This is a genomic window from Mediterraneibacter faecis (genome assembly GCF_055383675.1).
Map to the genome: position 1 here is coordinate 2,234,443 of NZ_AP043803.1, position 22,772 is coordinate 2,257,214.

The 22,772-nt window shown below is 41.3% G+C and carries 20 protein-coding genes and 1 other annotated feature; of the genes, 4 read left to right on the top strand and 16 right to left on the bottom strand.

Translation table 11 applies throughout. From position 1 onward, the window contains the following. Positions 1–154: 154 nt before the first annotated feature. The gene (locus tag ACZ47Z_RS10530) at positions 155–787 is read right to left on the bottom strand and encodes a single-stranded DNA-binding protein (RefSeq protein ID WP_015529603.1); all 633 of its coding nucleotides are present in this window, start codon (positions 785–787) and stop codon (positions 155–157) included. 224 nt (positions 788–1,011) lie between these two features. Here ACZ47Z_RS10530 and typA point away from each other — a divergent pair, with 224 nt between their 5' ends. Further along, positions 1,012–2,841 (top strand): translational GTPase TypA, encoded by a 1,830-nt coding sequence (typA, locus tag ACZ47Z_RS10535; RefSeq protein ID WP_015529602.1) that lies wholly within the window; start codon positions 1,012–1,014, stop codon positions 2,839–2,841. Between the two features lie 208 nt (positions 2,842–3,049). Further along, positions 3,050–3,610 carry a ribosome hibernation-promoting factor, HPF/YfiA family gene (hpf, locus tag ACZ47Z_RS10540; protein WP_015529601.1) on the top strand — a complete coding sequence of 187 codons (561 nt, stop codon included), beginning with the start codon at positions 3,050–3,052 and terminating at the stop codon, positions 3,608–3,610. Between the two features lie 128 nt (positions 3,611–3,738). Here the strand turns inward: hpf and ACZ47Z_RS10545 are convergent, their stop codons facing one another. Continuing rightward, positions 3,739–4,395 carry a YigZ family protein gene (locus ACZ47Z_RS10545; protein ID WP_055157214.1) on the bottom strand — a complete coding sequence of 219 codons (657 nt, stop codon included), beginning with the start codon at positions 4,393–4,395 and terminating at the stop codon, positions 3,739–3,741. Between the two features lie 193 nt (positions 4,396–4,588). Between ACZ47Z_RS10545 and ACZ47Z_RS10550 the strand changes: the two genes are divergently transcribed. Next, the gene (locus ACZ47Z_RS10550; protein WP_426759339.1) at positions 4,589–7,168 is read left to right on the top strand and encodes a transglycosylase domain-containing protein; all 2,580 of its coding nucleotides are present in this window, start codon (positions 4,589–4,591) and stop codon (positions 7,166–7,168) included. A gap of 125 nt (positions 7,169–7,293) precedes the next feature. Here ACZ47Z_RS10550 and ACZ47Z_RS10555 read toward each other — a convergent pair whose 3' ends face one another. Further along, the gene (locus tag ACZ47Z_RS10555; protein ID WP_054752315.1) at positions 7,294–8,613 is read right to left on the bottom strand and encodes a chloride channel protein; all 1,320 of its coding nucleotides are present in this window, start codon (positions 8,611–8,613) and stop codon (positions 7,294–7,296) included. A gap of 218 nt (positions 8,614–8,831) precedes the next feature. Beyond that, the gene (locus ACZ47Z_RS10560; RefSeq protein ID WP_015529598.1) at positions 8,832–9,866 is read right to left on the bottom strand and encodes a bile acid:sodium symporter family protein; all 1,035 of its coding nucleotides are present in this window, start codon (positions 9,864–9,866) and stop codon (positions 8,832–8,834) included. A 93-nt stretch (positions 9,867–9,959) separates the two neighbouring features. Beyond that, positions 9,960–10,206, bottom strand: a binding site (T-box leader). Positions 10,207–10,628: 422 nt separating this feature from the next. Here ACZ47Z_RS10560 and ACZ47Z_RS10565 point away from each other — a divergent pair. Next, positions 10,629–11,987, top strand: a complete 1,359-nt coding sequence (locus tag ACZ47Z_RS10565) for an MATE family efflux transporter (RefSeq protein WP_418291532.1) — start codon at positions 10,629–10,631, stop codon at positions 11,985–11,987. A 103-nt stretch (positions 11,988–12,090) separates the two neighbouring features. On the opposite strand, the gene ACZ47Z_RS10570 is transcribed toward ACZ47Z_RS10565, so the two are convergent. From ACZ47Z_RS10570 to thiS, 12 genes are all read right to left on the bottom strand, one after another. Beyond that, positions 12,091–13,026: an ROK family glucokinase gene (locus ACZ47Z_RS10570; protein WP_054752313.1), complete on the bottom strand. Its 936-nt coding sequence runs from the start codon at positions 13,024–13,026 to the stop codon at positions 12,091–12,093. 86 nt (positions 13,027–13,112) lie between these two features. Further along, positions 13,113–14,042: an HPr(Ser) kinase/phosphatase gene (gene hprK, locus ACZ47Z_RS10575; RefSeq protein ID WP_054752311.1), complete on the bottom strand. Its 930-nt coding sequence runs from the start codon at positions 14,040–14,042 to the stop codon at positions 13,113–13,115. Positions 14,043–14,202: 160 nt separating this feature from the next. Continuing rightward, positions 14,203–16,056, bottom strand: coding sequence for an excinuclease ABC subunit UvrC (gene uvrC / locus ACZ47Z_RS10580; RefSeq protein ID WP_418291529.1), 1,854 nt, complete (start codon positions 16,054–16,056; stop codon positions 14,203–14,205). Then, positions 16,043–17,269, bottom strand: a complete 1,227-nt coding sequence (gene larC, locus ACZ47Z_RS10585; RefSeq protein ID WP_055148242.1) for a nickel pincer cofactor biosynthesis protein LarC — start codon at positions 17,267–17,269, stop codon at positions 16,043–16,045. The genes uvrC and larC overlap by 14 nt, the downstream gene beginning before the upstream one ends. Continuing rightward, the gene (gene larB, locus ACZ47Z_RS10590; protein ID WP_054752309.1) at positions 17,266–18,030 is read right to left on the bottom strand and encodes a nickel pincer cofactor biosynthesis protein LarB; all 765 of its coding nucleotides are present in this window, start codon (positions 18,028–18,030) and stop codon (positions 17,266–17,268) included. The genes larC and larB overlap by 4 nt, the downstream gene beginning before the upstream one ends. Before the next feature lie 15 nt (positions 18,031–18,045). Beyond that, positions 18,046–18,867, bottom strand: a complete 822-nt coding sequence (gene larE, locus ACZ47Z_RS10595; RefSeq protein WP_055148240.1) for an ATP-dependent sacrificial sulfur transferase LarE — start codon at positions 18,865–18,867, stop codon at positions 18,046–18,048. Beyond that, positions 18,840–19,082: a hypothetical protein gene (locus tag ACZ47Z_RS10600; protein ID WP_055161760.1), complete on the bottom strand. Its 243-nt coding sequence runs from the start codon at positions 19,080–19,082 to the stop codon at positions 18,840–18,842. The genes larE and ACZ47Z_RS10600 overlap by 28 nt, the downstream gene beginning before the upstream one ends. Positions 19,083–19,213: 131 nt before the next feature. Further along, positions 19,214–19,810, bottom strand: coding sequence for a thiamine phosphate synthase (locus ACZ47Z_RS10605; RefSeq protein ID WP_054752304.1), 597 nt, complete (start codon positions 19,808–19,810; stop codon positions 19,214–19,216). Continuing rightward, complete coding sequence (gene thiH / locus ACZ47Z_RS10610; RefSeq protein WP_195942171.1) at positions 19,803–21,017, bottom strand: 2-iminoacetate synthase ThiH; 1,215 nt, start codon at positions 21,015–21,017, stop codon at positions 19,803–19,805. Before thiH ends, ACZ47Z_RS10605 begins: the two co-directional genes overlap by 8 nt. Before the next feature lie 12 nt (positions 21,018–21,029). Then, positions 21,030–21,803, bottom strand: coding sequence for a thiazole synthase (locus ACZ47Z_RS10615; protein WP_020436699.1), 774 nt, complete (start codon positions 21,801–21,803; stop codon positions 21,030–21,032). A gap of 42 nt (positions 21,804–21,845) precedes the next feature. Then, positions 21,846–22,493, bottom strand: coding sequence for a sulfur carrier protein ThiS adenylyltransferase ThiF (thiF, locus tag ACZ47Z_RS10620; RefSeq protein WP_020436698.1), 648 nt, complete (start codon positions 22,491–22,493; stop codon positions 21,846–21,848). Positions 22,494–22,499: 6 nt separating this feature from the next. Then, entirely contained in the window at positions 22,500–22,697 is a 198-nt protein-coding gene (gene thiS / locus ACZ47Z_RS10625; RefSeq protein WP_020436697.1) for a sulfur carrier protein ThiS, read from the bottom strand. Positions 22,698–22,772 lie beyond the last annotated feature (75 nt).

Genomic DNA, 22,772 nt, shown 5'->3' on the forward strand with positions numbered 1-22,772 from the left:
TTTCAGAACTACTGTCTATCAGCATTACCTGTTTTTTCTTTCATTACACTCTTATTTTCCGAAATATCATATAAAAAAGAATATCACATTTGAGTTGTTATCTCAATATATGATATCCTTTTCACAAAGTTTTAAATAATGAAACAATCCACCCTTAGAATTCTTCCACACACTCCAGTTTACTGACGGAGACCTCATATGCGATTCTTGTCTCTGTTTGTGTCTCTGACAATTTCTTCACATACTCTCTGCTTTGGATTCTTCCGAATATTCTGACATGTTCCCCTACATCAAAGTTTGAAGCATATCTTGCATTTCTCCCCCAGCAGATACATGGAATATAATCAGATTTTCCATACGGTCTGTTCACTGCCAGCAGAATATCTGCAATTTCTCTTCCAAGAGGTGTTTTTCTGTAGACCGGACGCTTACACATATATCCTTCGAGAAGTATATGATTTGTTCTTGCTCCATCCGGTTCTTCCTCGATAAATTCTATTTCTCTCGCAAACACAGAAAGAACCAGTCTGTTTTTTGTCTCCTCATGACGATTATAGGATCTGAACTGACCAGACACCATTAAATATTCTCCACGGCAATCCTGTGTTACGTCAATGAGACGTTCTGATATCATGACCGGAATCCGGTCACAAGAGTTACTTAACCGCTTTACAAGAAGTTCTACCATATAGAAACCTTCTCCAAAGACCTCATGGCTGTATGTAAACTCTGATACCACCTCTCCAATAACTGTCACCTGGTTGTTTTCAATAATCTTATCTGACATAATTTATAATTCTCCCTTCCTCTGGCTGGTATTTTAAGTCATTACCTAATGTATGTCTTATTGTAATGAAATAGAACTATTTTTTACAGAAAAAGTATTCGACCTTTTTCGTACTTGAAATCGAATTCAAACTTTTTCTTGTAAATTTCATTTTTTGTGATAAAATAATGAAGTTATGTTACAGATAAATATTTTTTGTATAATTAAGGAAGAGTGTTTAGATTATGAAAACAAAACGTGAAGATGTGAGAAATGTTGCAATTATCGCCCATGTTGACCATGGTAAGACAACTCTGGTTGACGAGCTTTTAAAACAGAGCGGTGTATTCCGTGAGAATCAGGAAGTAGAAGAACGTGTCATGGACTCTAATGACATTGAGCGTGAACGTGGAATTACAATCCTTTCTAAGAATACTGCCGTTCATTATAATGGTGTTAAGATCAATATCATTGACACACCTGGACATGCTGACTTCGGTGGAGAAGTAGAACGTGTTCTTAAGATGGTAAATGGTGTTGTACTTGTTGTTGATGCATTTGAAGGTGCTATGCCTCAGACAAAATTCGTTCTGAGAAAAGCACTTGAGCTGGAACTTCCTGTTATCGTATGTATCAATAAGATTGACCGTCCGGAAGCAAGACCGGATGCCGTAATTGATGAGGTTCTTGAACTCTTTATCGATCTCGGTGCTTCAGATGAGCAGCTTGAGTGTCCTTTTGTATATGCTTCTGCAAAAGCTGGTGTTGCTGTCCTTGATCTCTCTGACGAGAAACAGGATATGAAACCACTGTTCGAGACAATCCTTGACTACATTCCTGCTCCGGAAGGTGATCCGGAAGCTCCAACCCAGATGCTGATCAGCACGATCGACTACAATGAATATGTTGGTCGTATCGGAGTTGGTAAAGTAGAAAACGGTACAATTTCCGTGAACCAGGATATGGTTGTTGTAAACCATCATGATCCTGACAAACAGCAGCGTGTAAAAATTGGTAAACTCTATGAATTCGACGGACTGAACCGTGTAGAAGTAAAAGAAGCTACAATCGGATCTATTGTTGCTGTATCAGGTATCACAGATATTTCCATCGGAGATACTCTCTGCTCTCCTGAGAATCCGGAAGCCATTCCGTTTCAGAAGATTTCTGAGCCAACAATTTCCATGCAGTTTATCGTAAACGACAGCCCGTTTGCAGGACAGGAAGGTAAATTCGTTACATCCCGTCATCTGCGTGACCGTCTTTTCCGTGAGCTGAACACAGATGTCAGCCTTCGAGTAGAAGAGACAGAAAATGCAGACAGCTTCAAAGTATCCGGTCGTGGTGAGCTTCACCTTTCTGTTCTTATTGAAAACATGCGTCGTGAAGGATACGAGTTTGCAGTAAGTAAAGCTGAAGTTCTGTATCACACAGATGAAAATGGCAAAAAACTTGAGCCTATGGAACTTGCTTATATTGATGTTCCTGATGAGTTCACTGGAATTGTTATTGAAAAACTCGGTCAGAGAAAAGGTGAACTCCGCAATATGACTCCGTCAAACGGTGGATATACTCGTCTCGAATTCCTTATCCCGGCACGTGGACTGATCGGATACCGTGGTGAGTTCATGACAGATACAAAAGGAAATGGTATCATCAACACAAGCTTTGAAGGATATGCACCATACAAAGGAGATATCCAGTATCGTAAACAGGGATCTCTGATCGCATTTGAGACTGGTGAATCCGTAACTTATGGTCTGTACAGTGCCCAGGAGCGTGGTACTCTCTTCATCGGAGCCGGTGAGAAAGTATATTCCGGTATGGTTATCGGACAGAATGGTAAAGCTGAAGATATCGAACTGAACGTATGTAAGACAAAACATCTTACTAACACACGTTCTTCCAGCGCAGATGAAGCACTTCGTCTGACACCTCCGCGTGTTCTCAGCCTCGAACAGGCACTTGACTTTATTGATACCGATGAACTTCTTGAAGTAACACCGGAAAATCTGCGTATCCGCAAGAAGATTCTGGATTCCAGAATGAGAAAACGCAGCACGATCAATAAATAATATTCGTGTTTGAAACTTATGCTCGCCGATCAAAATAGTATTCATTAATTATCTGATAATTTTAAAATCGTCCTAAAGTTTTGAAAATTTTCATAATTTTAGGACGATTTATTGTATACAGAAAATCTTTTTCATGTTATAATGTAACCATGATACAGAAGTAATCTAATCATTCTTCTGTATAATTTGAACAAAGGAGTTGAGCAGCATGAAATTTATTATCAGCGGAAAAAACATCGAGGTAACACCGGGATTAAAGGATGCTATCGAACAGAAATTAGGAAAACTTGAAAGGTACTTCACTCCTGAAACAGAAATCAATGTAACGCTCAGTGTAGAAAAAGGACGTCAGAAAATTGAGGTAACAATCCCAGTCAAAGGAAATATTATCCGTTCTGAGCAGACAAGCAATGATATGTATGTTTCCATTGATCTTGTAGAAGAGATCATCGAACGCCAGCTTCGCAAATATAAGAACAAACTGGTTGCTCGTAATCAGGGACATCCTACATCATATGCTCCATCAGGTAACAGCTTCAGAAAAGAATTCTTTGATTCAGAAGAAGAGACAACAGAAGACGATGAAGTCCGTATCGTTCGTACAAAGAAGTTTGGTATTAAACCAATGTTTCCAGAAGATGCCTGTGTTCAGATGGAACTTCTCGGACATAACTTCTTCGTATTCTCCAACGCCGAGACTGATGAAGTCAATGTAGTATACAAAAGAAAAGATGGTTCATTTGGTCTGATCGAACCAGAATTCTCATAGAACATATCTATTCAGTATAAGTAGATTTATTGAATGTTATATGACACACACTTAAAGGAAAGGATCCCCTGCCAGATATTCCGGCAGGGGGTCCTTTCTATCTCACAAAACAACATCTTCTATGAGAATTATTCTTCATCAAAAATCTTAATTCCATCTTCTGTCCTTGCAAACCAACAGGTTGTCTCTTCATCCAGAACCACCTGACCGTTTGTCCCTTCCATCAGTTCAGCCCGCAGGCTGCCCATCTCATCTGTCGGAACAAACACTGTCATTTCAACCTTATCTGTGTAAACAGGTTCTAATTGATCCAGATTTCGATTTGCAATCAGATATTGAATTTTTCCCAAATCCGTATAATTCGTCTCAATTCCGAGTTTCACCCCATGAATCCTTGCAATGCTCTCACTGTTCTTCAATCCTTCGATCGTTGCTGCTGTATAAGCCCTGACCAGTCCACCTGTTCCAAGAAGCGTACCTCCAAAATATCTTGTAACAATTACAAGTACATTCGTCAGTTCTCTCCCACGGATCACCTCCAAAATCGGTTTTCCTGCTGTTCCTGCCGGTTCTCCATCATCACTCATTCTTTCTGCCGCCGGATTCCTTCCTATAATGTAAGCCCAGCAATGATGTCTCGCATCCCAGTACTGCTTTCTTGTCTGCTCTAAAATCTCCATGGCTTCTTCTTCTGATGTGACCGGATGCACTTCTGCAATAAATCTGGATTTCTTTTCAACAATTTCTCCGTCTCCGCCCTTATATATTGTATGGTAGATTTCCATTTTTCAGTCTCCCATTCCTTTTTTATTTTTGCTATATTTGAAAATATTTCTTTATCTAATATACCATGCTTTTCTATATAAAACTGTATTTTTTCTTAAGATTTTCAGGAAAATTTGAACTTTTCAAATTTACCTTTATTTACATCGGTAAATTTGATATAATCATAGAAGTCAATAAAGGAGGATATTATACGTGAATTACGGAAAATCGAATCTTTCTAGAAGAAAAAAGCGAATTTCTTCTAAAAAGAAAAGGAAAAAGAAGCGAGTCGGCGTACGTTTTTTCAAAGCCCTCATTATTTGTTTTCTGCTTTTGATCGTCATTGGGGCAGCCGGAGTTGGCATATATGTAAAAAAAGTGATTGACAATACACCGGAAGTCACAGCAAAGGACATTATGCCACAGGGCTATACAACGAATATTGTCGATTCCAATGGAACTTTGCTTGAGCAACTCAAAGACTCTGATTCTAACCGTGTTTACAAGAAATATGACGAGATTTCACCATACATGGGAAAAGCTTTTGTTGCGATCGAGGACGAACGTTTCTTCAAGCATAATGGTATTGATATCCAGGGAATTATCCGTGCCGGTGTCAATGGTGTTGCACATGGCTTCCATTTCACAGAAGGAGCCAGCACATTAACCCAGCAGCTGATCAAAAATAATGTATTCCCTAATTTCATCAATGAGAGTAAGTATCAGCGAATTGAACGTAAAATCCAGGAACAGTACCTTGCACTAAAGATTGAAAAAGAGATGAGTAAGGAAGAGATTCTTGAAGCATACATGAACACAATCAATTTAGGTCAGGGATGCCTCGGAGTTCAGACAGCCGCACAGCGTTACTTTAATAAAGATGCAAAAGACCTGACTCTTTCTGAATGTGCAGTTATCGCAGCGATCACTCAGAGTCCGTCGAATCTGAATCCTGTTAGCAACCCGGAGAATAATGCAAAAAGACGGGAAAAAGTACTGAAAAACATGAAGGAACAAGGCTCTATCACAAAGGATGAATACGATGAGGCTATGGCTGATAATGTATATGACCGCATTTCCGAAACAGCGTCAAATACAACTGCATCCAAACCTTACACTTATTTCATCGATGCTGTCATAAATCAGGTTGTAGATGATCTTGTAACTGAGAAGAGTTATACAGAAACACAGGCATATAATCTGCTCTATAGCGGCGGCCTTACGATCAACGTTACACAGGATGCTGATATTCAGGCCATCTGTGATGACGAAGTTGCTAATGTAGGGGATTATCTCAATGGTGATACAGAATATGGGCTTGATTACGCACTTACTATCCACAGGGCAGATGGTTCTTCTGAGAACTACAGCAAAGAACAACTTGCTTCTTATATTCAGACTGCATGGGGATATGACACTCCTCTTCTCTACGGTTCTGAAGAAGCTGCACAGGAAGCAGTTGATGCATTTAAATCAACGCTCAATATCAATGAGGCTGACGGAGACACTGTTGATGAGAGAATTGAGCTCTCACCTCAGCCGCAGGCTTCTGTTGTTGTGATGGATCAGTATACCGGACAGGTGAAAGCCATCGTCGGTGGACGCGGCGAAAAGAAATCCAGTCTTTCTCTAAACCGTGCCACAGATTCTGCAAGACAGCCTGGATCCTGTTTCAAGATTCTTGCTGCTTATGCACCGGCACTTAACGAAGGAAAGATCACTCTTGCAACAACAATTGATGATGAAGAATATGAATATAAAAACGGACAGTCCGTAAACAACTGGGATAAAAAATATATCGGTCCGACACGTGTCCGTTATGGAATCGAACATTCTATGAACGTCCTTGCCGTTAAGACATTAACTGACTATGTTGGTGAAACGGAAAGTTATGATTATCTTCTTGATTTTGGATTTACAACACTGACTGAAGATGATAAATATTCACAGGCGAAAGCTCTTGGTGGTATCACAAACGGTGTATATAATATCGAGATGACAGCTGCCTATGCAGCAATTGCCAATGGTGGAACTTACATGAAACCGATTCTTTACACACAGGTTCTGGATCATGAAGGAAATGTTCTTCTCGATAACACAACCCCTGAGACACATGAAGTCTTAAAAGACTCCACTGCTTATCTTCTGACAAGTGCAATGGAAGACGTTGTCAACGGTGCCGGTGGAACCGGTGGTTCTGCAAGACTGAGCAACATGCCTGTTGCCGCTAAAACAGGTACCAGCCAGGAAAGCCGCGACTTGTGGATTTCAGCATTTACGCCTTATTATACAGCGTCTGTATGGGGTGGATATGATGAGCATAAGACAATGGATCGATTAAGCCAGAACTGGCATCAGAAACTTTGGAGAAATATCATGGAACGTATCCAGGATACAAAAGGCCTTGAGTACAAGGACTTTGAAATTCCATCCTCTGTCGAAGAAAAGACGGTTTGTACTAAAACAGGACTCCTTGCCACAAGCAGTTGTCCTGCCATTACAGAGTATTTTTCAAAAGACAATGTTCCGACTAAGAGCTGTAGTGGTCACTATTTTGCGCCATCAGAATACTATGAGAAAGATGACACCGAGAGTTCTGATGAAACCACACCTGCTACAGGTACCGATTCTTCTGGAGCAACATCATCACCGGATTCTTCCTCTGGTGGAACAACAACCGAACCCGCTGCCGGCGGAGACTCTGGTGGAACAACCGGAACAACTACAGGTGATACTGATACTTCCGGCAGCACTACTGGTAGCGACACTGAAAGTGGAAGTACCACTCAATAAGTAAATTATGCGCCGCAAGGTACACCTAAAAAGGAGAGGCTATACAAAACGCCTCTCCTTTTCGCATACTTATATAACTGATTGCTCTTGTCATCCTATCCGTATCTCTCTGATACAATATTCTGCTATCTTGTTTTACGGTTAATATATCTTGCTTTATATTTAGAATATACAATCGTCTGATCTTTATATAAACTATAATATCCGGAAACCGCATAGCTGATTGATATCGCGATCAGATAATATGCTGCTCCTGAAAATCCAAACAGTTCGAATGAAATCAGCATTGCCGTAATCGGACAGTTCGTCACTCCGCAGAAAAGTGCAACCATGCTGGCTGCCGCTGCTAATTCCGGTGAAAATCCAAGTATTCCACCGGCAACACATCCAAATGTTGCACCTATACTGAATGCCGGTACAATCTCACCACCACGATATCCTGCCCGCATCGTAAGTGCTGTAAGTAACATTTTCCATAAAAAATCAAGTGGTCTTGCTTCACCCTTTTCAATAGCTCTTGCGATCAATCCACTACCTGCTCCCATATAATCTTTTGTATTCAGACATATTGTGATCAGAATGATCACTCCTGCTGCAACAACAATTCTAATATACGGATTTTTCAGATACTTTGCATACAACTGCCCTACTGTTTTTAGCAAGATACAGAATAGAATACTTAAAATCCCACACCCCACTGCGATCAGTGCCATCTTAAGTCCTGACTCCACAGTAAGTCCCGGGATAGAATGTACCGGAAATGTCTCCGGATCAATCCCCATTCCTGTTGCAAACTCTGCTGCAATGATAGCTGCAATCACACACGGAAGAAGTGCTGCGTAATACATTACCCCCACGCTCACAACTTCCATTGCAAAAACTGCTGCTGCCATCGGTGTTCCAAACACGGCTGCAAACGCTGCACTCATTCCGCACATGATCATCACATGGTGATCAAATTCATCTAAATGAGCCAGTTTTCCAAGCCAATTTCCAATACTTCCACCAAACTGTATCGACGCACCTTCTCTTCCTGCCGAGCCACCGGTAAGATGCGTCAATAATGTTGACACAAAAATCAATGGTGCTGACAGAAACGGAACATCATCCTTTGATTTAATTGTAGCAAGTACCTGATTCGTTCCTCCGTCCTGCCTTCCTATCTTCTCATACATAAATACAATCAGAACTCCTGCAACCGGCAAAAGCATAAAAATCCAATTATGTGTATCCCTGTATTCCGTTGCTGCCTTGATACATCCTGCAAATATTGCACTCGCACCGCCTACAACCAGACCTGTCAAAACAGAAAGCCCCATCCATTTCAGAAAATTTTCCGTGTTCTGTCGGATCCTTTCATAATAATACTTTATTACTATTTTTGTATCATGAGAATGTTTTCGTTTTCCCATCTCCGCATTTTCTGTATTTTCTTTTTCTTCCATTTGCATTTCCCCTCTTGTATTTCTCTTTTATTTCGAACTCTGATTACTTTCTTATGTTCAGATAGAATCCCTTGCCTTATTTATTATAAAATGATTTTCCTCACCATGCAACACAGAAAAAAGGATGGTTTTCTCACATTCGAACGTTTCTTGTTCGTTGTGTCAAACCATCCTCTAAATCAATTATTTTTTACCTCTGCCTTATCATTTCATTCTTTTTATACTGCTTCTTCTTTTGTATTCACACTCTTGGATTCTCTGTCCTCTTTGAATTTATCATAATATGCAAACATTCCTGCAAGGAGTGTTCCTGAAATAGAATGCCATGTACAAGATACTGCACAGATGATTGCTGACTCCGGTGTGGATGCAAACTGTGCTGTTGTTGTTGCAAGGTTTGTTGCAAGTCCTGCATTCTGCATACCTACCTCGATCGAGATTGTTCTCTTCTTCGCTGTATTCATTCCTGTGAGTTTACCAGCTCCGTATCCAAGCAGATATCCAAGTCCATTATGAAGAAATACTGCTACGAAGATTACAACACCGGACTCAAAGAATTTGCTTCCCTGTGAAGATACTACACCGCCGACAACGCATGCAAGTCCAAGTACTGCAATACCAGGCATAATTTTCTGAAGTTCTTTGAATGTTTTATTTTTTCCTAACAGATAGTTAAGTAAGAATCCTACTGCTACCGGGAAGATAACTGTTTCAATAATGGATACAAACATAGGTAATCCTTTGATTGAAATATGTGTACCACTTGCCAGCAGTGAAACCATAAGTGGTGTCATAACTGGTGAGAGCAGTGTTGAAACTGTTGTCATTCCTACGGAAAATGCTACGTCTCCTCCACACAGATAAGACATAATATTGGATGACACACCACCAGGACAACATCCAACAAGAATCAGTCCCAAAGCGATTCCATCCGGAAGATTCAATGCCTTTGTCAGTGCAAATGCAAGGAATGGCATAATCAGATACTGGGCGATAGCTCCGATGCAGATGTCAAACGGTCTCTGCGCCAGAATCTTAAAATCCTCTGTTGTTAATGTCAGACCCATACTAAACATGATCACTCCGATAATAATAGACTGACAGGTAAATTTATTGGATACCGGATCGACAAACAAAGCGTTGTTAACCCATCCCATCATTGTCGGGACAAAGAATGTCACTACTGCAATGGCAATAACAACCACTGAAGTATAATCTGATAAAAATTTGCTGACTTTTTGTAATGCTTTCATTACAATACCTCCTTAGGATTCTTGTTCACCTAAAATTTGTATTCTTCTTGAGATATATTCAAAGAAAAAAGTCCCTTTCCAGAACTCAATCTGAAAAGGGACGAATATAATCCGCGTTACCACCCTAATTCCGCAAAAATTAATTCTGCGACACTTCACATACCAACATATGCTATCCATATAACGGTGGATCCCGGCGAGGTTTACTTGCAACATGTTCATCTGCTTTCAGCCCGCTTCTTAGAGAGGATATCCTTACCCGGTTATTGTCTGTTCACACCAGCCACAGACTCTCTGAAAATAATGACGGATACGGTTTTGTTCTCATCAACGAATTTTGGTGAACTGTATTTTGTTTACTCTGACATTATAGTCCTCTGAAATCAGAAATCAAGAGTCTATTTTAATCTTTTTCTTGATTTATTTTAATCTTTTTGTTGTAAAAATTTATTTTCAAGGCTTAAATTCATCTGAAAAAATAAAAGAATCATTGAAAAAAATTATTGTTTTTCCTGTTGTTTCCCCGCACTTTTCATGCTACACTGTATATAAGAATCATCGGATTTTAACCAGAAAACAGATAGTTACTGTTCACTCCCGTGTGAACAGTAACAACAGATACGGATGTTTGGGGCATCCAAAAGATTTATTAATACACAATACAATACGTTATTTTTCATTGCTTTCTTTTGGGAGTGATGTTTTTTTTGTAATTTTATCTGTTTTCTTTCATTATTTTATCTGGTAAAGAGGTATTTGGGAATGAATAATGAAATAACGAAAAGACGAAAGCGAACAATTGAAATGACTCAGGGATCTCTTTGGAAAAACATGTTTTTCTTCAGTGTTCCTCTTATATTTTCCCAGATTTTGGAAGTGATGTTCAACTTAAGTGATGTCGCTGTTGTCGGACATTTTGCAGATTACAAAGCACTTGGTTCTGTCGGCTCGACAACTACACTTGTCACACTGTTCACGGGACTTCTGATCGGGCTCGGAAGTGGTGTCAACGTCCAGGTTGCCAATAAACTCGGTGCCGGTGATAAGAAAGCTACAAAAGAAACCATTCACTCTGCACTCATTATCTGTGCAGCGGCAGGTATTTTCGTCTGTCTGATCTGTCTGCTTTTTGCAGGACCAATGCTTTCCATGATGAATACAAAGCCCGAACTGCTCGATCAGGCTGTTCTCTACATGAAAGTTTTTGCACTTGGCATGCCTGCCACGGCGGTTTATAATTTCGGCAACGGTGTCTTAAGCGCCCGTGGGGATACAAAGCGTCCGATGTATTACCTTGCATTTGCCGGAATACTTAATGTCCTATTGAATCTGATCTTTGTTATCGTATTCCATATGGCTGCTGTCGGAGTTGCTACTGCCAGTGCAATCGCACAGTACGTTTCAGGAGGATTGATCCTGATCCATCTGATGCGACGCGATGATGAATGTAAAGTTCGTCTGCGCAATCTGCGTTATCATAACATTTATGGAAAAGGAGTTCTTTATCTCGGTGTTCCATCCGGTCTTCAGAATGCGATTTTCGCGATTGCAAACCTTTTTGTTCAATCCGGAGTCAACTCCTTTGATGCGATTATGGTTTCCGGAAATGCTGCAGCTGCGAATGCAGACAATCTGATTTACAATGTTATGTTTGCCTTCTACGTGGCCTGTTCCAGTTTCATGAGCCAGAACTGGGGAGCCGGGAATAAAGAAAGAATGAAAAAATGCTATCTCGTAACACTTACTTATTCTTTCAGTGCAGGCCTGCTTCTCGGAGGAGCACTCTTCTTCTTTGGGCGCCCATTCTTGTCTCTGTTTGCCACAGAACCAGCCGTTATCGCAGCTGGCATGCATAGAATTAGGATTATGGGATTCTCCTATGCATTCAGCGCCTTTATGGACTGTGCGATTGCATCTTCCAGAGGAATCGGCAAGAGCATTGCTCCTACATTTATTGTTATCATGGGATCCTGCGTATTTCGTATTATATGGATCTATACGGTATTTGCTTACTTCCATACAATTCCATCTCTGTATCTGCTGTACATCTTCTCCTGGGGACTCACAGCGATTGCAGAAACCATATACTTTAAAGTTAGTTTCAAAAAAGTGCTTGTATAATAGATTTCCCAAAGAAAAAAGAGGGATTTCACAGATATCCAACATCTGTAAAAATCTCCTCTTTTTTCTTTCTACTATTTATTCTGCACTTGTTATACTTTTATCAATCCGCAAGTACCAGCTTAGCTGCTCCGCAGATTCCTGCATCATTTCCAAGAGTAGCAAGCTTAAATTTCACATTCTTATTTGCAAAGAACGCTTTTTCCATAAATGGTTTTTCGATAAATGAAAGCAGAACTTCTCCTGCTTTGGACACTCCACCGCCAATTACAAATACAGCCGGATCCAGTACTGCTGCCATATCTGCCATTGCATGTCCTAAATAATTTCCCATCTCTGTCGCAACTTCAATCGCAACTTCGTCTCCTTCTTTGACTGCATCGAAAACAGCTTTTGCAGAAAGATCTTCTTTTGTCAGGATTGTTGCACGTGTCTCATGCTCCATCTTCTTTCTTGCAAGACGAGAGATACCTGTTGCTGATGCATACTGCTCCAGACATCCGTGTCCGCCACATCCGCAAGTATCTGTCTCTTCCAGATTCACACACATATGACCAATCTCTCCACCTGCTCCGTTCTCTCCCGTCAGGATCTTTCCATTGATGATAATGCCACCTCCAACACCTGTTCCAAGTGTGACCATGATCATATTGCGGTAACCAACACCGCCGCCTTTCCACATCTCGCCAAGTGCTGCGACATTCGCATCATTTCCAAACTCTGCTGTCAATCCTGTCAGTTCTTCCAGCTCTTTCTTCGCATTCTTATATTTCCAGCCAAGATTCGCAGAACCGTTGACAATTCCATCTACAGTAACAGGAGCCGGCACACCGACACCGATTCCAAGAACCTGTTCTTTCTCAATGCCGTGCTGCTCTAACTTACCATTGATTGCTTCTGCAACATCCGGAAGAATCGCCGCACCTTCATTCTCAGTTCTTGTCACGATCTCCCATTTCTCTACAATAGCACCTGCCTCACTGAACAGACCAAGTTTAACCGTTGTTCCCCCGATATCAACACCAAAACAATATTTCATAAATCTATCTCCGTTTCTTTTTATATTTCACATAAGAATGCGGTACTCTGTAACATTTGTACCGCATCCTCTGTTTCTCTTTTGTTTTATTTTCTTCTCTTTGCCAGATTCTCCTGCACACGTTTGTACAATTCCTGTGCAGCGTTGTATCCCATCTGCTTCTGTCTGTGGTTAACTGCAGCAGATTCTACGATGATCGCCAGATTACGTCCCGGACGGATCGGAATATTATGGCAGACAACTCGGTTTCCAAGGAATTCTGTATATTCCTCCTCCAGACCAAGTCTGTCGTATTCTTTCTCTCTGCTCCAGTCTTCCAGAGTAATGACCAGATCGATATTCTGTGTTTCTCTTACGCTCTGTACACCGAACATAGACTTTACATCCACGATTCCGATACCACGCAGCTCGATAAAATGTCTTGTGATATCCGGTGCAGAACCAACCAGTGTATCGTCACTGACTTTGCGGATCTCAACCACATCATCCGTCACAAGACGATGTCCACGCTTGATTAGTTCAAGAGCTGCTTCGCTCTTACCGATTCCACTTTCTCCCATGATCAGAACTCCGACACCATATACGTCAACAAGCACTCCATGAATGGAAATGCACGGAGCAAGTTTTACATTCAGCCAACGGATCAGTTCTCCCATAAAGGAGGATGTCTTCTTACATGTACCGAATACCGGAATATCATTTTTCTGAGCAATCTCAATGAAGCTTTCATCCGGCTGAAGTTCATTGCTGAAAATAATACATGGTACTTTATGTTCCAGAAGTTTCTGATAAATCTCAACTCTTTTCTCTTCTTCCAAAGTCTCCAGATAGGCACACTCTACATTCCCTATAATCTGTACACGATTCAGATCAAAATGATCGAAAAATCCTGCCAGCTGAAGTGCCGGTCTGTTCACATCCGGAACAAGAACTTCACGTTCTGTGATATCTACTTCCGGAGTGAGATTTTTCAGATTCATCTTTTCAACGATATCGGTTAATTTCACACCACTCATCTTGTAATCTCCTTTTCCTGTATCTCTTTTCGTTTCAGACATGCTGCCTTGATAAGCTCAAGAGATATATGATACTTACTGCTCGCATAAATCCAACATTTCCCTACATGTCCCATCGCCTGTACATAAGTATATCATGATTTTCTTTTCGATAAAACCCTTAATCATGAAAGAATTGATAAACCGATTCTGCTGCCTTCTCATTCATTGACGGAAGCTGCGCCAGTTCTTCTACTGTTGCGCTCCGGATTGCATCCAGGCTCAGATAATGCCGCATCAATGCCTTTCTTCTGGCCGGACCGATTCCTTCAATATCATCCAAAACGGAATGTACCTGCCCTTTGCCACGCAGCTGCCTGTGGAACTCGATTGCAAACCGATGGGCTTCATCCTGAATTCTTGTGATCAGTTTAAATGCTTCTGAATTGCGGTCAATCGGGATTTCCACATTATTATAATATAATCCTCTTGTTCTATGATTGTCATCTTTCACCATACCACAGACCGGAATATTCAGCTTCAACTCATCAAGCACCTGCAATGCAATATTTACCTGTCCACGGCCTCCATCCATCAGAATCAAATCCGGAAATGTTGTAAATTTCCCAGCTTCCGCATTCTCCTCACGTTCTTTTAATCCATGTGTAAAACGACGCGTAAGAACTTCTCGCATGCTCGCATAATCATCTGGTCCTTTCACGCTCTTGATTTTGAACTTCCTGTAATCATTCCGCTTTGGTTTTCCTTTCTCATAGACAACCATAGAGCCTACCGATTCGAAACCATTTGTATTAGAAATATCATATGCTTCCATACGGACGATCTTTTCCAGCCCCAGTAAAGATGCTATCTCCTTCACTGCACCAATCGTACGTCCTTCTTCCCTCTTTAGCCGCTCTTTATCTTTAGACAGAACCATCCTCGCATTCTCTTCCGCCAGTTCTACCAGCTTTTCTTTTGTACCTTTCTTCGGCACACGGATCGTTACTTTCTGCCCCTTCTTCGCGCTCAGCCAGGATTCAAGAAGTTCCTGCTCTTCGATTTCTTCCGGCAGCATCAGCTCACCTGGAAGAAAAGGGGTTCCTGCATAATACTGTTTGATAAAACTGTTAAGAATTTCCGATTTTTTATCCTCTTCGCTGATTCTCAGATAGAAATGGTCTCTCCCGATCAATCTTCCGCCACGGATAAAAAAGACCTGTACAACTGCATCTTCGTCCTGGCATGCAACTGCCATGACATCTCTGTCTTCCCCACTGGAATCTGTAATCTTCTGTTTCTGAGCCACCTTTTTCACACTATTTAATAACTCTCTATATTCGATTGCTTTCTCAAATTCCAGTGCCTCCGAAGCGGCCATCATCTTATCTTCCAGATCTTTTAAAATCATATCAAAATTTCCATTTAGAAAACGGATCACCTCATCAATGGATTTCCGGTATTCTTCCCGGGAAATGTATCCCTGGCACGGTGCCTCACACTGCTTGATATGATAATTCAGACACGGACGCTCTTTTCCAATGTCTTTTGGAAGTGAACGATTACAGCTTCTTATATGATACAGCTTATGGATCAGATCAATTGTATCACGCACCGCCTGTGAGCTTGTATAGGGACCGAAATAACGTGCCTTATCTTTTTTCATCTGACGTGCCAGCATAATACGAGGGTATTCCTCTCCTGTTGTCACCTTGATGAATGGATAGGCCTTGTCATCCATCAGCATCGTATTATATTTGGGCCGATGTTCCTTGATCAGATTACATTCCAGAACAAGTGCTTCCAGTTCCGAATCTGTCACAATATATTCAAAGCGGCGGATATGTGTTACCATCTGTTCGATCTTAACCCCTTTATTCCTGCTGCTTTGAAAATACTGCCGCACACGGTTTTTCAGGCTGATTGCTTTTCCGACATAGATAATCTGATCCGTCTCATCATGCATCAGATAGACTCCCGGCCTTCCCGGAAGCTTTTTCAATTCTTCCTGTATATTAAAATTATAATTTTCCATAGATCCTATTTCTTGCCTCTGCTACAGACCAGCTATGTTCTTCTGCAATTTTGGAAACATCATCATACTCGAGTTTTTCTTTCACCACTCCATATCCGGATGCTCTCTTCACATGAACGGTTCCATATTCTGTCTGCACTTCGTCTATTTTCCGCTTAAGTCCATATCTTCTACAAAAATACTCTCTGACACCAAGTGTTGAAGTGTGTTTGAATATCAGCTGTAGAAAATACTCTTTCTGCTCTGCCCTGCACATACATGTAAGCAGAATCCCCGGCCGGTTTTTCTTCATCTGAATGGAGGATGTGTAAACATCCAATGCGCCTTCTTTGATCAGAAGCTCTGTCGCATACCCGATTTCTTCCGAAGTCATATCATCCAGATTACAGCACAGTTCTAGGATTTCTTCTTCTACCTTGTCTTGCGTTTCTCCAAGAATCGCACGCACACAGTTCAGTCTTTCATACTCTCTTTTTCCAAAACCATAACCGATTTCTTCCATCTGCAGAACCGGCATCTGTTCATACTTTTTAACAAAATGCTTCAGAAGTGCGGCTCCTGTCGGTGTACAGAATTCTCCCTCCAGGTCTCCTGCATACATTGGAATTTCTTTCATCAGATACGCTGTTGCCGGTGCCGGCACCGGAAGGATTCCATGTGCACATTTCACATGACCATATCCGACACGAACCGGTGATGCAAGAATCTGATCCACCTGAAGTTCATTCAGCAAATAGCAGACAGCCACAACATCAGCCACTGCATCCATCGTCCCAACCTCATGGAAATGGATTTCATCCATGCGCTGACCATGCGCCTTTCCTTCCGCCTTTGCAATCAATTTATAAACTGCAACTGCGTCCTGTTTTACCTGATCTTCAATTTTTAACCGATTGATCAGACGAACGATCTGAGACATTGAGTGATGTCCGTGTTCTTGTGTATGCTTCTCTGGTTCTTCTGATTTATGTCCGATCTGCTCTTCCGTCTGCATATGAGGATTCTCTTCTTCCTGTCCTTTCACAAACACGCGGACCTGATATCCTCTGATTCCGCCTCTTGTACACGCCACCAACTGATATTTTACCCCCGGGATTTTCAGATCATTCAACTTTTTCACCTGTTTTACAGGTTCTGAAAACAATTGCAATAATGAAGCCGTCAGCATATCCCCTGCTGCTCCCATCCCACAGTCTAAATATAATGTCCTCATTCCTTCGTTCTCCTCTCTATGTGATTGATCCGGCTCGCAAGAAATCCCGCGCCAAATCCATTATCGATATTTACAACACTCACTCCGCTTGCACAAGAATTCAACATAGAAAGAAGTGCTGATACGCCACCGAAAGATGCTCCATATCCAACACTTGTCGGAACTGCGATCACCGGGCAATCCACCAGTCCTCCAATCACACTGGCGAGTGCTCCTTCCATTCCGGCTACAGCAATAATGACACGAGCTTCCATTAATTCGTCGAGATGTCCAAGCAGACGATGTACTCCTGCGACACCTACATCATATAAACGGACCACTTCATTTCCAAGTGTCTCTGCTGTTCTTGCAGCCTCTTCTGCAACAGGGATATCGCTTGTCCCGCCTGTTGCCACAACTATTTTCCCGTCTCCATCTTTTATTGGTGCTTCGCCTATAAACCCAATCCGGCTGGCTTCATCATATTGAAGTTCCAGGCGTTCTCCCACGTAAATTGCTGACTCCTTATTCATTCTTGTGATCAGGACTGCTTTCTGTCCCTTTTCCTTCATTGCTTCTGCAATCCGGAAAATCTGTTCCGGTGTTTTTCCTTCTCCATAAATCACTTCTGCCACACCCTGGCGCATGGCTCTGTGATGGTCAATCTTGGCAAAACCAAGATCTTCAAAAGGCTCTTCTTTTAACTTCAAAGCTGCCTGTTCTACATCCATTGTTCCGGATGCTACCTGTCTTAAAAGATCTATCATTTCCTTTTGTTCCATCTTTTTCGCCTCATTCTAATTCTTCTTATCCAGGGTTTCATTCATACTTCCCATTCTGTACCCTGTTAGATCCATTGTAACATAAGTGAATCCGAACTGCTTAAATTGTTTTACAATATCCTCACGGACTTCTTCCTGAAGCAACTTCAAAAACTCTTCCGGCATTACTTCGATCCTCGCCATCCTTCCATGCATACGGACACGAAATTGCCGGAAGCCATGTTCAAGCAATAACTGTTCCGCGTTTTCCACCATGATCAACTTCTCTTTGCTGATTGTTTCTCCGTATACAAATCTTGAAGCCAGACAGGCAAAAGATGGCTTTTCCCAGGTTGAAAGTCCCATCTCTTTTGACAATTCACGAATCTCCGTTTTTGTAAGTCCTACTTCGCGCAGTGGACTTTTTACTCCTAATTCCGCCACAGCCTGAAGCCCCGGTCTGTAGTCGCCAAGATCATCCATATTAGAACCTTCTGCAACATAAGCAATTTCATTTTTCTCTGCAATTACTCCAATCTTTTCAAACAGTGCATGCTTGCATAAATAACATCTGTTCGGTGGGTTCTGAGAAAATCCTTCAATCTTCATTTCATCCACCTGACAGACCTTATGACGAATATCTTCTTTTTTGCAAAATGCAATTGCCTCATTTAGTTCTCTCTTTGGAAAGGAACCGGATTGTACTGTGATCGCCATCACATTATCTCCCAATATCTCATGTGCCACCTTTAATAAAAATGTAGAATCAACTCCACTGGAAAATGCAATCGCAACACTGTCCAGTTCTTTTATGTACTCTTTTAAATGTGCTAATTTATTATGTAATTCATCCTGCATCTTTTTCCTCCTGTCTTGTTACTGTTCACACGATGTGCGACCAGCAACGCATCTCGCCATTTTAAATCGCCTTTGGCGATGGGGCGAGATGCATTCAAGTCAAAACACGCATCCTCCGTGTCAATCAGCGGAGTGATTGACACGGGAATGAACAGTAACCCTGTCTTTACCTTCTTGCTGTTCTGATTTTTTCTATCAATCGTAATTCTTTTCATGCAAAAAATGCACCCAATTACAATTTCATAAATCCTCGTAATCAAGTGCATTTATTATACTATGTAAAGCCCGGTTCAGGTCAAGTTAATTTGTATTGCTTCATTAATTCTATTTCATGATATCTCATGGTTTATAGTTCCATCATTCCGGACATAATGCATCCTCCGGAAGCACCATTTTGTTTCAATTCTTCCCACTGTTTTTCATCAAACTTGATTCCACCAATCGCATATACCGGAACATTCACAGTACTGCAGACATCTTTTAAGAATCCAAGCCCTCTCGGTGCCAAACCTTTCTTGCAATCTGTAACATAAATATGTCCTGCTGTCATGTAAGACACACCAAGTCTTTCTGCTTCCTTTGCATCTTCCACTGAATGAACGGAAGTACCGATTCTTTGAAATTGTTCTTTCACACCTTCCGGAAGTTTCCTTAATTCCGGCAATGGCAGATGTACAGATGTACATTCCAATTCCAATGCTGTTTTCCAGAACTTATGTAAAATACACGGAATCTCATATTTCTTGCAAACAGACAGAACTTCTTCTGACAGAATCCGATATTCCTCTTCTGACAGATCTTTTTCACGCAAAATAATTGCCTGCGGTTTCATCTGACAAACCCGTTCAATCTGCTCCAAAAATGGTCTTTCGCACAGTTTTCTATTACTGACAGCTATAATTTTCAAATCCATCTCCGATAAATTGCATTTCATCTTACACATAAATATAATCACTCATAACCGGCTGGAGATTATTTTTCAATAATGCATCATAAACCTCATCTACCGAACGTTCATCTGAAATCTCAAACTGGTCATCGCCCTTATCCTCGATATCATCCACATGGCTTCCAATTCCTGTACTTACCCCTGCTGAAATCTTAGTTGCCGCAATATTTACAAGATTATCTCTGACACGCGCACACTCTCTTGTTGAAACTGTAATGCTTGCAAATGGCATAAACAGACGATATGCACAGACAACCTGCAGAAGCTGTGGCTCATGAACATCCATCGGATTGATTCTGTCATTATTGATGATCGGGCGAAGTCTTGGGCAGGAAAATGCGATTTCTGCATGTGGATATTTTCTCTGTAACAGATATGCGTGATATCCTGTTGCAAAAGCATCTTTTCTAAAATCATCCAGTCCTAAAAGCGCACCGAATCCAACTCCTCGCATACCACCTTTCACTGCTCTCTCCTGTGCATTGACACGGTATGGGAAGATTCTTTTATGTCCTGCCAGATGAAGCGTCTCGTACTTATCTGAATTATATGTTTCCTGGAATACTGTCACATAATCAGCTCCACATTCATGCAGATACGCATACTCATCTGAATTGACCGGATAGATTTCCAGACCGATCACTTTGAAATACTTTCTTGCAATCTTGCATGCCTCTCCAATATACTCTACTGTAGATTTGTTGCGGCTTTCCCCTGTCAGAATCAGGATTTCCTGTAATCCTGTCTCTGCGATTGCTGCCATTTCTTTCTCAATCTCCTCTGCATTCAACTGTGCGCGGTTAATCTTGTTATGACAGTTAAATCCACAATAAATACAATAGTTTTCACAATAGTTTGCAATATAAATCGGTGTAAACATATACACACTGTTTCCAAAATGTTTTCTTGTCTCCTTCTGAGCTGCCTGGGCAATCTCTTCCAAAAACGGAAGGGCTGCCGGTGATAACAATGCTTTAAAATCTTCCGGAGTACGTTCGGAATGTGCAAGTGCATTTTTCACATCTGCTGCGGTATATTTGCTATAATCATAGGCTTCCATTGCCTCGATCACCTGATCCATGATTTCTGATCCGATATCCTCCATTCCCGGAAGATATGTCATATGATCGATTCTGTTTTTCTTCTGATCTTCCAGTATTTCTTCACTTAAAATACTTTCATTAACATGTGTATCATTCATCTCAACTGCCTCCTAGTCTTCCAGAAATCCTGTCAATGGTGAAGATGCACTTGCACCTCGTTCAATTGTTCTTCCAAGACCTGAAAGATAAGCACTTCTTCCTGCTTCAATTGCTTTCTTGAATGCCTCAGCCATCTCCTCGACATTTCCTGCTGTTGCGATTGCTGTATTCGCCATAACAGCTGCCGCTCCCATTTCCATTGCCTCGCATGCCTGAGATGGACGTCCGATTCCTGCATCTACAATAATCGGCAGATCAATCTCATCAATCAAAATCTGGATGAAGTCTTTTGTACAAAGTCCTTTGTTAGAACCAATCGGTGCCCCAAGTGGCATTACACAGGCAGCCCCTGCATTCACCAGATCTCTTGCCGCATTCAGATCCGGATACATATATGGCATAACTACAAAGCCTTCTTTTGCAAGAATTTCTGTTGCCTTGATTGTCTCATAGTTGTCAGGAAGAAGATATTTGGAATCTCTGACAACTTCGATTTTTACAAAGTTACCACAACCAACTTCTCTGGAAAGTCTTGCAATACGAACTGCTTCCTCTGCATTTCTTGCTCCTGATGTATTCGGAAGAAGTGTTACATTTTCCGGAATATAATCCAAAATATTCGCAAGTCCTCCTTCATTTGCACGACGAAGCGCAAGTGTAATGATCTGCGCTCCTGCTTTTTCTACACATGCTTTCACAAGATCAAGCGAAAATTTTCCTGATCCCAGAATAAAACGTGAACTAAATTCTTTTCCTCCAAGTGTAAATGTATCTTTCTGATTCATAACTTAAATCCTTCTTTCTTTTTTATTCATTTAGATGTCTTTCTATACATCCTCTTCTCCAAGAAGCAAACGTGTGATCATATTTGCTTCATGCCCTGCGCAGATTGCAACTCGTGGAGCCATTAATCCATTCCCATAAGTCGGCTCTGTCACACGATCTCCACATAAATAAAAGTTCTTCATCATTCTCTTAGTACTGATTATATTGCTGCTTTCATAGCCTGCCATACCTGTTGCAGACACAAGCTTCTTCTCCGGAAAATGCTCCAGAATTCCATTCACCAGCATTGCTTTTGCTACCGGATTATCAAATGCTTCACAGACAATCTGAGCATCCGCAAACAGTTCTTTCAAATTCTCTTCTGTCACCTTCACACAATCTGTACGAATATCCAGATATGGATTGATCTTTAAAAGCAGTGACTTTAGCGCATCGGTCTTATACATTCCGATATGCTCCATGAAATACTGCTGCCGATTCAAATTGGTAATATCCACCACATCAAAATCAATCAGATGCAGATGCCCTACTCCAATTCGTGCAAGTGAATACGCTACATTAGAACCTAGTCCACCAAGTCCGGCAATCGTCACCTGACCGGCTGATAAAAGCTTCTGTTTTTCCGGCGAATGGCGTTCATTCAGCGCTGTTTCGATTTCTTCTTTGCTTAATATTCTTTCTGATGCCATCTGATATCAGCCTCCTCCTACAAATGTCACAACCTCCAGACGGTCACCGTCTTTGAGCATTGTCTCTGAATAGCTGTATTTCGGAAGAATTTCTTCATTCATTTCAACTGCGATTCTATTAATCTGGTAATTGTTCTGCTCCAGATAATCAGCAACACTCATTTCAGATGTCAGCTGGATCTGCTTTCCATTTACTGTAATCATAACTACTCCTTTCCGGATAATTGAAAAAAGAGTTCACGAAAGAAATGTACCCGTGGTGGTGCACCCCTTCATGAA